At 68.4% G+C, this 13,742-nt stretch carries 11 protein-coding genes and 1 riboswitch; of the genes, 5 read left to right on the plus strand and 6 right to left on the minus strand.

Annotation, left to right across the window (positions count from 1 at the left end):
* Positions 1 to 3 precede the first annotated feature (3 nt).
* Positions 4 to 972 carry a GlxA family transcriptional regulator gene (locus OHA05_RS24190; protein WP_328861693.1) on the minus strand — a complete coding sequence of 323 codons (969 nt, stop codon included), beginning with the start codon at positions 970 to 972 and terminating at the stop codon, positions 4 to 6.
* An 82-nt stretch (positions 973 to 1,054) separates the two neighbouring features.
* Between OHA05_RS24190 and OHA05_RS24195 the strand changes: the two genes are divergently transcribed.
* Positions 1,055 to 1,285 (plus strand): hypothetical protein, encoded by a 231-nt coding sequence (locus OHA05_RS24195; protein ID WP_328861694.1) that lies wholly within the window; start codon positions 1,055 to 1,057, stop codon positions 1,283 to 1,285.
* Positions 1,286 to 1,310: 25 nt separating this feature from the next.
* Here OHA05_RS24195 and OHA05_RS24200 read toward each other — a convergent pair whose 3' ends face one another.
* From OHA05_RS24200 to OHA05_RS24220, 5 genes are all read right to left on the minus strand, one after another.
* Positions 1,311 to 2,324 carry a ribonucleotide-diphosphate reductase subunit beta gene (locus tag OHA05_RS24200; protein ID WP_328861695.1) on the minus strand — a complete coding sequence of 338 codons (1,014 nt, stop codon included), beginning with the start codon at positions 2,322 to 2,324 and terminating at the stop codon, positions 1,311 to 1,313.
* Entirely contained in the window at positions 2,324 to 4,708 is a 2,385-nt protein-coding gene (locus OHA05_RS24205; protein ID WP_328861696.1) for a ribonucleoside-diphosphate reductase subunit alpha, read from the minus strand. The genes OHA05_RS24200 and OHA05_RS24205 overlap by 1 nt, the downstream gene beginning before the upstream one ends.
* A gap of 142 nt (positions 4,709 to 4,850) precedes the next feature.
* Positions 4,851 to 4,975, minus strand: a riboswitch (cobalamin riboswitch).
* A 210-nt stretch (positions 4,976 to 5,185) separates the two neighbouring features.
* Complete coding sequence (locus OHA05_RS24210) at positions 5,186 to 5,392, minus strand: YbdD/YjiX family protein (RefSeq protein ID WP_313944204.1); 207 nt, start codon at positions 5,390 to 5,392, stop codon at positions 5,186 to 5,188.
* Positions 5,389 to 7,581: a carbon starvation CstA family protein gene (locus OHA05_RS24215; RefSeq protein WP_328861697.1), complete on the minus strand. Its 2,193-nt coding sequence runs from the start codon at positions 7,579 to 7,581 to the stop codon at positions 5,389 to 5,391. The genes OHA05_RS24210 and OHA05_RS24215 overlap by 4 nt, the downstream gene beginning before the upstream one ends.
* Before the next feature lie 242 nt (positions 7,582 to 7,823).
* Positions 7,824 to 8,588 carry a GntR family transcriptional regulator gene (locus OHA05_RS24220; protein WP_313948875.1) on the minus strand — a complete coding sequence of 255 codons (765 nt, stop codon included), beginning with the start codon at positions 8,586 to 8,588 and terminating at the stop codon, positions 7,824 to 7,826.
* A gap of 305 nt (positions 8,589 to 8,893) precedes the next feature.
* On the opposite strand from OHA05_RS24220, the gene OHA05_RS24225 reads away from it, so the two are divergent.
* The 4 genes from OHA05_RS24225 (at position 8,894) to OHA05_RS24240 (ending at position 13,697) form a co-directional block, all read left to right on the plus strand.
* Positions 8,894 to 10,192, plus strand: a complete 1,299-nt coding sequence (locus OHA05_RS24225) for a sugar ABC transporter substrate-binding protein (RefSeq protein ID WP_313944202.1) — start codon at positions 8,894 to 8,896, stop codon at positions 10,190 to 10,192.
* An 87-nt stretch (positions 10,193 to 10,279) separates the two neighbouring features.
* Positions 10,280 to 11,272 (plus strand): carbohydrate ABC transporter permease, encoded by a 993-nt coding sequence (locus OHA05_RS24230; RefSeq protein WP_313944201.1) that lies wholly within the window; start codon positions 10,280 to 10,282, stop codon positions 11,270 to 11,272.
* Positions 11,269 to 12,132, plus strand: coding sequence for a carbohydrate ABC transporter permease (locus OHA05_RS24235; protein ID WP_328861698.1), 864 nt, complete (start codon positions 11,269 to 11,271; stop codon positions 12,130 to 12,132). The genes OHA05_RS24230 and OHA05_RS24235 overlap by 4 nt, the downstream gene beginning before the upstream one ends.
* A gap of 8 nt (positions 12,133 to 12,140) precedes the next feature.
* A complete protein-coding gene (locus OHA05_RS24240) occupies positions 12,141 to 13,697 on the plus strand; it encodes a glycoside hydrolase family 3 protein (RefSeq protein ID WP_328861699.1) in 1,557 nt (518 codons plus the stop codon).
* Positions 13,698 to 13,742: the final 45 nt, after the last annotated feature.

A 13,742-nucleotide genomic window follows, 5' to 3' on the forward strand; every position in this document is an offset into this window, starting at 1 on the left:
CCGTCAGGCGACGGTGCGCACCGGGCCGCGGAACGTGCGGCGGTAGGCGTTCGGCGTGGTGCCGAGGGTGCGCAGGAAGTGGTGGCGCAGTGCCGCCGCGTTGCCGAACCCGGACCGTCCCGCGATCGTGTCCACCGTGTCGTCCGTCGACTCCAGCAACTCCTGCGACAGCAGCACCCGCTGTCGCAGCAGCCAGCGGTAGGGCGTCGTCCCGGTCTCCTGCTGGAAGCGGCGGGCGAAGGTCCGCGGTGACATGTGGGCACGCTCCGCGAGCTGTTCCACGGTCATCTCGCGGTCCAGGTGCCGTTCCATCCAGGCGAGGACATCGCCGACCGTGTCGCACCGGGTCCGCGGCAGCGGGCGTTCGATGTACTGCGCCTGGCCGCCGTCGCGATGCGGCGGCACCACCATCCGCCGGGCGATGTGGTTGGCGATCTCCGGGCCGTGCTCCTGGCGCACCACATGGAGGCAGGCGTCGATCGCCGCGGCGGTGCCGGCCGAGGTGATGACCGAACCCTCGTCCACGTACAGCACGTCGGGGTCGACGACGGCCAGCGGATGGCGCTCGGCCAGGATGCCGGTGTGGCGCCAGTGGGTGGTGCAGCGGCGTCCGTCGAGCAGTCCCGCGGCGCCGAGGACGAAGGCGCCCGTGCAGACGCTGATCACCCGGGCGCCCCGGTCGACCGCGCGGCGCAGCGCGTCCAGCAACTCCTCCGGGTAGTCCCGGGTCGGGTAGTCGCCGCCGGTGGGGACGGCGATCAGATCCGCGTCCTCCAGCCGCTCCAGGCCGTGCTGTGTGGTGATGCTGAACCCGGCGTGCGTGTGCAGCGTGGGTCCCGCGGCGGAGACCACGGCGAAGTCGTAGACGGGCATGCCGTCCTCGCTGCGGTCGAGGCCGAACACCTCGCTGATCACGCCGAGTTCGAAGGGATGCACGCCCTCCAGGAGGACGGCGGCCACGTTTTTCAGCATGGCCCCAGTGTGGCAGTAATTCGATGGTTCATGACAGTCCTGCCACTGACTTCTTTGCCGTCCGAGGACGACAGTGGAGGACATGAACGCATTCCTGGAGTACCTGTTCGTGATCGCCCTGTTCGCACTGATCACTCTTCCGTCCCTGGTGGGGCATGCCAGGGACCGTGCCGTCGACCGTCAGCTGCGGGAGGCCGCGGGACGCCTGGAGTCCGGGCGTCGCGCGGCCGCCAGCACCGCCGGGGCCCACGGCCGGCGCCCCGCACCCCGGCTTCACCAGGGGGCGGGGCGCGACTGGGGCAAGGCGGCCTAGCCAGAAGACGACCTGCCGGCAGATCCTAGAAGTCGTCGTCGAAGCCGACCGAGCCCTCGACCGCCACCTGGTAGGCGGACGGACGGCGCTCGAAGAAGTTCGTCAGCTCCTGGACACCCTGCAACTCCATGAAGGAGAACGGGTTCTCCGACCCGTACACCGGCGCGAAGCCCAGCCGGATGAGCCGCTGGTCGGCGACGCACTGGAGGTATTCGCGCATGGACTCGGTGTTCATGCCCGGCAGACCGTCGCCGCACAGGTCACGGCCGAACTGCAGCTCCGCCTCGACCGCCTCCTTCAGCATGTCGGTGACCTGCTGACGCAGCGCGTCGTCGAAGAGCTCCGGCTCCTCCTTGCGGACCGTGTCCACCACCTCGAAGGCGAAGTTCATGTGCATGGTCTCGTCGCGGAACACCCAGTTGGTGCCGGTGGCGAGGCCGTGCAGCAGCCCGCGGGAGCGGAACCAGTAGACGTACGCGAACGCGCCGTAGAAGAACAGCCCCTCGATGCACGCCGCGAAGCAGATCAGGTTCAGCAGGAAGCGCCGGCGGTCGGCCTGCGTCTCCAGCCGGTCGATCTTCTCCACCGAGTCCATCCACCGGAAGCAGAACTGCGCCTTCTCACGGATGGAGGGGATCTCCTCGACCGCGTCGAACGCGGCCGCGCGGTCGTCCGGGTCGGGGAGATAGGTGTCCAGCAGCGTCAGATAGAACTGGACGTGCACCGCCTCCTCGAAGAGCTGACGGCTCAGATACAGCCGCGCCTCGGGGGAGTTGATGTGCTTGTAGAGCGTGAGCACCAGGTTGTTGGAGACGATCGAGTCACCCGTTGCGAAGAACGCGACCAGCCGGCCGATCATGTGCTGCTCACCCGGGGACAGCTTGGCCAGGTCGGACACGTCGGAGTGGAGGTCGACCTCCTCCACGGTCCAGGTGTTCTTGATCGCGTCGCGGTAGCGCTCGTAGAAGTCCGGGTAGCGCATCGGACGCAGGGTCAGCTCGAATCCCGGGTCGAGCAGGTTCTTCTCGGGAGCACTCATTACTGGCAGGCCTCGCAGGACTCGGGGTTCTCCAGGGAGCAGGCGACCGCGTCGGTCTCCGGCGTCGCCTGTACGGGGATGGGGGCCGCGGTCGCGGCTCCGGAGCCGGCCGCACGGGCGATCCGGGTCGCGGGGCGCGAGCGCAGGTAGTACGTGGTCTTCAGGCCCTGCTTCCAGGCGTAGGCGTACATCGAGCTGAGCTTCCCGATGGTCGGCGTCTCCAGGAACAGGTTCAGCGACTGCGACTGGTCGAGGAACGGGGTACGGGCCGCGGCCATGTCGATCAGACCGCGCTGCGGGATCTCCCACGCCGTGCGGTACAGCTCGCGCACATCGGCCGGGATCCAGCTGAAGCCCTGCACCGAACCGCTGGACTCGCGCAGCGCCTCACGGGACTGTGCGTCCCACACGCCGAGCCGCTTCAGCTCTTCCACCAGGTAGGCGTTGACCTGGAGGAATTCGCCGCTGAGCGTCTCACGCTTGAAGAGGTTGGAGACCTGCGGCTCGATGCACTCGTAGACGCCCGCGATGGAGGCGATCGTCGCCGTCGGGGCGATGGCGAGGAGCAGCGAGTTGCGCATCCCGGTCGTGGCGATACGTTCCCGCAGGGCGGCCCAGCGCTCGGGCCAGTTGAGCTCGACACCGTAGTGGTCGGGGTGCAGCACACCGCGCGCGGTACGGGTCTTCTCCCAGGCGGGCAGCGGGCCGTTGCGCTCCGCGAGGGCGGCGGACGCCTCGTACGCGGCGAGCATGATGCGCTCGGCGATGCGGGTCGACAGGGCGCGGGCGGCGGGGGAGTCGAACGGCATCCGCAGCTTGAAGAAGACGTCCTGCAGACCCATCGCGCCCAGGCCCACCGGACGCCACTTGGCGTTGGAGCGGCCGGCCTGCTCGGTCGGGTAGAAGTTGATGTCGACGACGCGGTCGAGGAAGGTGACGGCGGTCCGGACGGCTTCGTCCAGGCGCTCCCAGTCGATCCCTTCACCGGCGCCGTCCGCCAGGACGAACGCGCCGAGGTTCACCGAGCCGAGGTTGCAGACGGCCGTCTCGCCGTCGTCCGTCACCTCCAGGATCTCGGTGCACAGGTTCGACGAGTGCACGGTGTGGCCGGGCTCGGCGGTCTGGTTGGCCGTGCGGTTGGAGGAGTCCTTGAAGGTCATCCAGCCGTTGCCGGTCTGCGCGAGCGTGCGCATCATCCGGCCGTACAGCTCACGCGCGGGCATGGTCTTGCGGGCCAGGCCCTTCGCCTCGGCGTCGCGGTACGCCGCGTCGAACTCGTCGCCCCACAGGTCGACGAGCTCGGGGACGTCGGCGGGCGAGAACAGCGACCACGGGGCGTCGGCGTCGACACGGCGCATGAACTCGTCGGGAATCCAGTGCGCGAGGTTCAGATTGTGCGTACGCCGGGCGTCCTCGCCGGTGTTGTCGCGCAGCTCCAGGAACTCCTCGATGTCCGCGTGCCAGGTCTCCAGGTAGACGGCGGCCGCGCCCTTGCGGCGTCCGCCCTGGTTCACCGCCGCGACCGAGGCGTCGAGGGTCTTCAGGAACGGCACGATGCCGTTGGAGTGGCCGTTGGTGCCCCGGATCAGGGAACCGCGGGCGCGGATGCGGGAGTACGACAGACCGATGCCGCCGGCGTGCTTGGAGAGCCGGGCGACCTGGTGGTACCGGTCGTAGATCGAGTCCAGTTCGTCCGCCGGCGAGTCCAGCAGATAGCAGGAGGACATCTGCGGGTGGCGGGTGCCGGAGTTGAACAGCGTGGGGGAGGAGGGGAGGTAGTCGAGGCGGCTCATCAGGCCGTAGAGGTCGGCCACCTCGTCCAGCGCGCGCACGCTGTCGTCCTCGGCGAGACCACAGGCGACCCGCAGCATGAAGTGCTGGGGTGTCTCGATCACCTGACGGGTGATCGGATGCCGGAGCAGATAGCGGCTGTAGAGGGTGCGCAGGCCGAAGTAGCCGAAACGGTCGTCCGCCTCGGTGTCGATGAGGGTGTCCAGGCGGTCCGCGTGCAGCGTGACGAACGCGGCGGTCCGGTCGGCGATCAGACCCTCGGTGTGTCCGACCGCGACGGAGGCGGAGAAGGACACGGCGCCCTGGCCCGACGCCTCTTCGGCGATCGTCCGGGTCAACAGGCGGGCGGCGAGCCGGGAGTAGGCGGGGTCCTCGGAGATCAGACCCGCGGCGGCGTCGGTGGCGAGCCCACGGAGCTCGGCCATGTCCGAACCGGCGTGCCGGCCCCGCAGCGCGGCGGCGGCGACGCGGCCGGGGTCGGTGTCGGGCAGATCAGCGGTGAGGTCGGTCAGGATCCGCAACAGCGCGGTCCCTGGGCCGTCCTCGAGCTGCTCGGCGATGCCTGCTGCCGGATCGGCTGGCGCGATGGTCACGTGGTGCTCTCCCTCGCTCGGCTCTGGGCCGTCGGAGGGAGGCGGGGCCGTCGGGCAGTACGCGCCCAGGGCAGGGCAGCACTCCGTACGGCGTCCACCGGCCCAACCGCGAGGCCCGGACGTCTTGGCACCCGGATCGGTCGAACCGGATGCACCGTCGGCAGGTCTTCGGACTCTCGGGTACGACAAAGCGCACCACATCACACCGTTGCGGGACAGTTCCGGATTCGCACCGGATTCCCCTGCGGCGACAGCGAGGTCGAGCATACATGTGGGGGCCGCCAGTTGCGGCACCCCCCACATGTTGTGTCGGGGCGCCGTGCGGGAGTTGTGGCATTGCGCCGCTGATCCCGGCCGGTGCGGCCCTTGGGACGCCCCGGCGGGGGCCCGGTCCGGCCCGTGGGCGCACGGTTTCACGGCGAAGGGCCGCCGCGTTCCCGGAGGAACGCGACGGCCCTTCAGGGGCCCTTCAGCCGGTCAGCAGCAGCGGAAGCCCTCGCGCGGATCGGCTTCGCGTGCGTCCGTACGGCTGCGCTCGAAAGCGCGGCGGCTCATCACCTCGGCGTCCGGGTCGCAGCCGCGGGCGTGGGCGACGTACCGGTCATAGGCCGATTCGCCGGTGAACTCCCTGACGTACCACCGGATCCGGCCGAAGACGTGGCGGGCCCTCGCCGTGGTGCTCATGCCGAACCGCTCCTTGCGGGAACGTTCTCCTCGGCGGTTGCCATCTCGGCCCTCTCCTCCTTGGTGGGGATCAGTCCGGCCGGTGCGACGATCTTCGACTCGGTGTACGGAACCTCCGACAGCTTCACGCTCTCGGGGTGCCGGATCGCGTTGTAGCAGACGCGTCCCGCGTCCACGATGACCACGATGATGAGGATCGCGAAGAGAGCCGTGAGCGCTCCGTCGACCGTGGAATTGGTGACCACGGTGTGCATGTCGTCCATGGACTTGGCGGGAGGCAGGATCTTGCCCTCGTCGATGGCCGACTGGTAGACGTCCCGCTGGGTGAAGAAGCCCACGCGTGGGTCGCCGGAGAATATCTTCTGCCAGCTCGCGGTGAGGGTGACGGCGGCGTCCCAGGCGAGCGGTACGGCCGTGACCCAGGCCCACTTGAGCCGACCGGACTTCACCAGCAGCGTGGTGCACACGGCGAGTGCCACGGCGGCGAGCAGCTGGTTGGCGATGCCGAACAGCGGGAAGAGCTGGTTGATGCCGCCCAGCGGGTCGTGCACGCCGACCCAGAGGAAGTAGCCCCAGCCGCCCACGACGACCGCGCTGGCGAACCAGACGCCGGGCCTCCAGCTGACCTGACGGAACGGCTTGTAGACGTTGCCGAGCATGTCCTGGAGCATGAAGCGCCCGACCCGGGTGCCCGCGTCCACCGTGGTGAGGATGAACAGCGCCTCGAACATGATGGCGAAGTGGTACCAGAAGGCCTTCAGCCCGGCGCCGCCGACCACGGACGAGAAGATGTCCGACATACCGAGCGCGAACGTCGGCGCGCCGCCGGTCCGCGACAGCAGGCTGGACTCCTCGACGTCCTTGGCCGCCTGGGCCAGTTGGTCGGGTGTGATCGTGAAGCCGAGATTGGCGACGGCCTGGGACGCCGTCTCGACCGTGGGACCGATGACACCGGCCGGTGAGTTGACCGCGAAGTAGAGACCCGGGTCGATGATGCAGGCCGTGATCATCGCCATGATCGCGACGAACGACTCCGTCAGCATCGCGCCGTAGCCGATCATCCGGATCTGCGTCTCCTTCTGGACCATCTTCGGGGTGGTGCCCGAGGAGACCAGGGAGTGGAAGCCGGAGAGCGCGCCGCAGGCGATGGTGATGAACACGAAGGGGAACATCGATCCGGCGAACACCGGGCCGTCGCCCCGGCTCGCGAACTCGGTGACCGCGTCCATCTTCAGGGTCGGCAGCGCTATCACCACGCCGAGGGCCAGCAGCACGATGGTGCCGACCTTCATGAAGGTGGAGAGGTAGTCGCGAGGTGCCAGCAGCATCCACACCGGCAGCACCGACGCGAGGAAGCCGTAGACGATCATCCAGATGACCAGCGTGCCGGCCTCCAGGGTGAAGGTCTCCGCGAGCGAGGACTCCGCGACCCAGCCGCCCGAGACGATGGCGAGCAGCAGCAGCGCCACACCGATGACCGAGACCTCGGTGACTCTGCCGGGCCGCAGCAGCCGCAGATAGACGCCCATGAAGAGGGCGATCGGGATGGTCATGGCGATCGAGAAGACGCCCCAGGGCGAGTCCGCCAACGCGTTGACGATGACCAGGGCCAGCACCGCCAGCAGGATGATCATGATGGCGAACACCGCGATCAGCGCGGCGGCTCCGCCGAAGGGTCCTATCTCGTCACGGGCGATCTGGCCGAGCGAACGGCCGTCCCGGCGTGTGGAGAAGAAGAGCGTGACCATGTCCTGGACGGCGCCGGCGAAGATGACGCCCGCGACGATCCAGATCGTGCCCGGCAGATATCCCATCTGGGCGGCGAGCACCGGGCCGACCAGTGGTCCGGCGCCGGCGACCGCGGCGAAGTGGTGCCCGAAGAGCACGCGCCGGTCGGTGGGGTGGAAGTCGATTCCGTTGTCGAGGCGTTCGGCCGGGGTGGCTCGGGTCTTGTCGACCTTCAGCACCCGGTTGGCAATGAAGCGGGAGTAGAAGCGGTACGCGATCGCATACGAACCCAGCGCCGCCGCCAGCATCCATGCGGCGGAGATCTCCTCGCCCCGGGAGAGTGCCAGCACAGCCCATCCCGATGCCCCCACCAGGGCCACCAGCCCCCAGATGGCGATGGACCGCGGGGTGAGCTTCCGGGATGACGTCGGTGCGGTATTCGGTGGTGTGGGTTCTGGCATGGCGGGTCGTCCCCTCACTGTTCACCTGCATTTTTAATGCGCAGGAAATCTAAAGGAACGTCTCGACGCGAGTCACCCCCGTCCGCATATCGGTACGGCAACGGCGACGAATTCGCACCGTTTTCGTCGGCATTCCGCACCGGTTCTCCTTCGTCCCTCCGCCGGCTCTGTGCGCGGACAGCACAAAGCCCCGGAGGCGAGGCCTCCGGGGCATGCTGCCGGGCGCCGTACTGCCCGGGGGGTCAGTCGGTCGGCCGCCGCAGGCGGGCCACGAACTTGTACCGGTCGCCGCGGTAGACCGACCGCACCCACTCGACGGGTTCGCCCTGCGCGTCCAGCGAGTGGCGCGAGAGCATCAGCATCGGCAGGCCCACGTCGGTGCCCAGCAGACCGGCCTCGCGCGGGGTCGCCAGCGAGGTCTCGATCGTCTCCTCGGCCTCGGCGAGATGGACGTCGTACACCTCCGCCAGCGCCGTGTAGAGCGAGGTGTACTTCACCAGGCTGCGGCGCAGCGCGGGGAAGCGCTTGGCCGAGAGGTGGGTGGTCTCGATCGCCATCGGCTCACCGCTGGCGAGCCGCAGACGCTCGATGCGCAGCACGCGGCCGCCCGTCGAGATGTCCAGCAGTCCGGCGAGCGTGTCGTCGGCCGTCACATAGCCGATGTCGAGCAGTTGGGACGTCGGCTCCAGGCCCTGGGCCTTCATGTCCTCGGTGTACGAGGTGAGCTGGAGGGCCTGCGACACCTTGGGCTTGGCCACGAACGTGCCCTTGCCCTGGATGCGTTCGAGCCTGCCCTCGACGACCAGTTCCTGAAGCGCCTGACGCACCGTGGTGCGCGAGGTGTCGAACTCGGCCGCGAGCGTGCGCTCCGGCGGCACCGGGGTGCCGGGCGGCAGCGTCTCCGTCATGTCGAGCAAGTGGCGCTTGAGCCGGTAGTACTTGGGCACGCGTGCGGTCCGGGTCTGTGCCCCGCCCTCGGTCTCCGCTCCCACCCCGTCCGTGGTCATGGCCCGCCTTCCCGACTCCTGCGCTGCTGCCGTCACCGGCTCCTCCGTCTGTCGCGGCTCACATGGTGGCACGGTCCGGTCACGGGTCGTCGCCCTCCCTCAGGTGTCGGTCCGATAACGGACCCGACTGCCCTTCTTATACACCCTTGACACCCCTAAAGGTCTAGGCCAAGCTCCGGGTACTGGTCTAAACCATTAAAGACCAGGTCCCAGCCCCACGGGCAGACCTGAGCACTGTCTCTCTGCGTGTTGTGCGACTCCCGGGCGGTGGGGGGGAAAATCTTGCATCCCTTGAGGAGGGTGGCGTGAAGCGCAAGCTCATAGCTGCAGTGGGTGTGGCGGCCATGGCGGCTTCGGTCGCGGCGTGTGGCTCCGGCGACAGCGAGTCCGCGAAGGACCCGAAGGACCGCAAAGGCACGCTGACCGTCTGGCTGATGACGGACGCTCAGTCCACCTGGCCCGAGCTGGTCAAGGACGTCAACACGCAGTTCGCCGCGAAGTACCCGGGCGTGAAGGTCAACGTCCAGTACCAGCAGTGGGGCGACAAGACCAAGAAGCTCGACGCCGCCCTCGCCGGAGACAAGTTCCCCGACGTGGTCGAACTGGGCAACACCGAGACCATGACGTACATCCTCAACGGGGCGGTCGGCGAGATCGACCCGAAGAAGTACGAGAACTCGGACACCTGGATCAAGGGTCTGAAGGACACCTGTACCTACGAGGGCAAGCTCTACTGCGTGCCCTACTACGCCGGTGCGCGTGTCGCCATCTTCAACAAGGACATGTTCAAGGCGGGCGCCGGCTCCGACGCGCTGCCCACCACCGAGGCCGAGCTCACCGCCGCCCTCGACAAGGTCCAGGCGAAGTACGGCAAGGACAAGGCCTTCTCGCCGCTCTACCTGCCGGGCCGCTACTGGTACGCCGCCATGTCCTACGTCGCCGCGTACGGCGGCGAGATCGCCACGTACGACGACGGCTCGAAGGAGTGGAAGGCCTCGCTCTCCACTCCGGAGGCGCAGAAGGGCATCCAGCACTTCGTCGACCTGGTCAAGAAGTACAACCACGGCGACAAGACCAAGGACGAGCAGGACCACGCCAACGTCATGGCCAACGAGAAGACCGCTCTTCTCTACGGCAACGGCTGGGAGGCCGGCAGCGTCGTCGACAGCGCCGCCAACGGCAACCCCAAGCTGAAGGACAAGATCGGCACCGCCGGTATGCCGGGTCCCGACGGCAAGGCGCTTCCGTCCTTCATCGGCGGCTCCGACCTCGCCACCATCTCCAAGTCCAAGAACCAGGACCTGGGCGAGGAGTGGATCTCGCTGTTCACCAGCGAGAAGTCCGAGGCCGTGCTCGCCTCGAAGAACATCCTTCCGAACAACACCAAGCAGCTCGAGCCGCTGAAGGCGAAGCCGGAGACCGCGCCGATCGCCAACGCCGTGCCGGACGCCTGGTTCACCCCGATCGCCCCGGGCTGGTCCGCGATCGAGAAGAAGGAAATCCTCGAGCTGATGCTGCTCGACATCATCAAGGGCAAGTCGGTCGCGGACGCCACGAAGGCGGCCGACGCGGAGATCGACAAGCTGATCAACGAGAAGTCCTGATCACTTGATCGCCCAGCGGGAGCGGCGGGCCGACGGCCTACCGCTCCCGCCCTCCGGTATCCGGTCCGAGCGGAAGGGCGGAGCACAGTGAGTGCCGCCGACACGAAAGCAGCCGATCCGGCGGTGCCCGTCCAGCGGCACCCCGAAGAACCAGGCTCCCCGCCACGGAAGGGCGGACGGCCGCCGCGCAAGGCCGGCGCGCTGCTGCCGTATCTGCTGATAGCCCCGGCGTTCGTGGCGATCGCCGCGGTCTTCGCCTGGCCCCTGGTCAAGACGGTCATCATGTCCTTCCAGGACGTCGGCCGCCGTGAGCTGTGGACCGGGGAACCGCCCCCGTGGGTCGGGTTCGACAAGTTCACCGAGATCCTCGGCGACGGCGAGTTCTGGGACGTGGTCCTGCGGACCGTCGTCTTCATGGCCGCCTGCGTCATCGCCACCATGGGCGTCGGTCTGCTGCTGGCCCAGACGATGCAGCGGATGTCGCCGTGGGTACGGATGCTGCTCACCGCGGGGCTCGTGGCCGCCTGGTCGATGCCCCTGCTGGTCGCCACCTCGATCTTCCGGTGGTTCGCCGACTCCGACTACGGAGTGGTGAACATGATCCTGTCGAAGTACCTCGGCCTCGACTTCCAGGGCCACAACTGGTTCCTCGACCCCAAGCAGGGCTTCGTCATCATCGGGGCCGTCGTCGTCTGGGGAGCGATCCCCTTCGTGGCGATCACCCTCTACGCCGCGCTCACCCAGGTGCCCCGCGAACTGGAGGAGGCGGCCGCGCTCGACGGTGCGGGCGCCTTCGGTGTGTTCCGCTTCGTCACCTGGCCCGTCATCAAGCCGGTCTTCCAGATGGTGGCGACCCTCTCGGTGATCTGGGACTTCAACGTCTTCGGCCAGATCTTCCTGATGCGTGGCAACAAGCCGGAGCCCGAGTACGCCGTTCTGGGCATCTACTCCTTCGACAAGGCCTTCGAGTCCAACTCGTTCAGCCAGGGCGCTGCCATCTCGCTGATCACGGTTCTGCTGCTGTCCGGCGTCGCCGTGTACTACCTGCGCCAGCTGCTCAAGATCGGAGAGGTCGAATGAGCGCCACCACCTCCACCAGGGCCTCGTACCGCCCGGACCGCAAGAAGCACCGGCTCGCCTACAACATCGTGGGCCTTCTCGCCTTCGTCGCCATGGCGTTCCCGGTGTACTGGCTCGTCATCAGTGCCCTTCGGCCCAATCACGAGATCCGCAGCTACGACCAGACGCTCTGGCCCTCGTCGGTCACCTTCGACAACTTCAAGCGGGCCATCGACGCGCCCAACTTCGGCACGGCCATCCAGTCGAGCCTCATCATCTGCCTGACCGCCGTCGTCGGCGCGATGATCATCTCCACGATCGCCGCGTTCGCCATCGCCCGCTTCAAGTTCGCCGGCCGCAAGACCTTCATGATCGTGCTGCTCGCGGTCCAGCTGCTGCCGCCGACGGCGATGCTGATCCCCATCTACATCCAGCTCAACGATCTGGGTGCGCTCAACGAGTACTGGGGCGTCATCGTCATCTACCTGGTCTCCACCCTGCCCTTCGCCACCTGGATGATCCGCGGCTTCGTGATCAACATCCCGAAGGAGCTGGAGGAGTCCGCGATGGTGGACGGGTGCACCAGGATGGGTGCCTTCTGGCGGGTCGTCTTCCCGCTGGTCGCACCGGGCCTGGCGGCCGCCTCCATCTACTCGCTCATCAACGCGTGGAACGAGTACCTGCTGGCGTACGTCGTGCTCCAGGACAACGACAAGTACACCCTCAACGTGTGGCTGATGAACTTCACCACCTCGCGAGGCGTGGACTACGGCGCCCTGATGGCTGCCTCGACGCTCATCGCCATTCCGGTCGTCGCCTTCTTCATGATGGTCCAGAAGAAGATGGCGGCAGGCCTCACCTCAGGCGCAGTGAAGGGATAACGCCCGCCATGACCACACTCGTACGTGGATCCTCGGACACCCTCACCCGTGACGCACTCGCCGTCCTCCAGCCCGGATTCCTCGGCACCACCGCCCCCGAATGGCTGCTCCGGCAGATCGGTGAAGGGCTCTCGGCCGTCGGGCTGTTCGGCCGCAACATCGTCACCCCGGAGCAACTGACGGCGCTCACCGCGCAGTTGCGGGCCGAGCGGGACGACGTCCTCGTCGCGATCGACGAGGAGGGCGGTGACGTCACCCGGCTCGAGGTGCGCACCGGGTCGTCCTTCCCCGGCAACTACGCGCTCGGCTCGGTGGACGACACCGGCCTCACCCGCGACGTCGCCCGGGAACTCGGCCGCCGGCTCGCCGAGTGCGGGGTCGACCTCAACTGGGCGCCGTCCGCCGACGTCAACGCCAACCCCGACAATCCGGTGATCGGTGTGCGGTCCTTCGGCGCGGATGCCGCGCTGGCCGCCCGGCACACCGTCGCGTACGTCGAGGGCCTCCAGGCCGCCGGCGTCGCCGCCTGCGTCAAGCACTTCCCCGGACACGGCGACACCAACGTGGACTCGCACCACGCGCTGCCCCGAATCGATGTGGATCTCGACACGCTGCACGCCCGTGACCTGCTGCCTTTCCGCGCGGCCATCGCGGCGGGTTCCAAAGCGGTGATGAGCGCGCATATCCTGCTACCCGCGCTCGACCCGAACCGCCCGGCAACACTGAGCCCGCAGATCCTCACCGGTCTGCTGCGCGAAGAGCTGGGCTTCCAGGGGCTGATCGTCACCGATGGCATGGAGATGAACGCCATCGCGTCGACGTACGGCATCGAGCGCGGCTCCGTGCTGGCGATCGCCGCCGGTGCCGACGCGATCTGTGTCGGTGGCGGCCTCGCCGACGAGGGGACCGTACTGCGCCTGCGCGACGCGCTGGTCACGGCGGTACGGGACGGCGAACTGCCCGAAGAGCGGCTGGCCGACGCGGCCGCGCGGGTGCGCGCCCTCGCCGACTGGACACGACGGGCCAGGGGGGCAGGAGGGGAGCCGGGCGCGGCTCCCACCCCGGCGCAGCCGGGGGGCGGGACCGCGCCCGGCAACGACGTCGGACTGATCGCGGCGCGGCGGGCGGTGAAGGTGTCCGCCGGCGAACTGCCGTACCGGCCCGTCACCGAGGCGCCCTACGTCGCCGCGTTCACCCCGGTCGCCAACATCGCCGTCGGCGACGAGACGCCGTGGGGTGTCGCCTCCGAACTGGCCGCGCTGCTGCCGGGCACCACCACCGACACCTACGGCGACACGTCCGGAACGACCGTATTGGTGGCAAATGTGCTGGGTATGGCGGCGGACCGTAGGATCGTCGCTGTAGTACGCGACGTTCACCGCCACCCCTGGATGGCGGATGCGCTGGACGCACTCGTCGAGGCCCGGCCGGACACGGTCGTGGTCGAGATGGGCGTCGACCGCGCGCAGCCGAGGGGTGCCCTGCACATCGCGACCCATGGCGCCGCCCGCGTCTGCGGACGGGCCGCCGCGGAGGTCATCACCGGCAGGGCGGCCGGGGCCTGACCGACGCGGACCGTGCAGTGCCGGGGCCCGTGGGGCAGTGCCCCC

The sequence above is a fragment of the Streptomyces sp. NBC_00306 genome, from assembly GCF_036169555.1.
GTDB lineage: Bacteria > Actinomycetota > Actinomycetes > Streptomycetales > Streptomycetaceae > Streptomyces > Streptomyces achmelvichensis.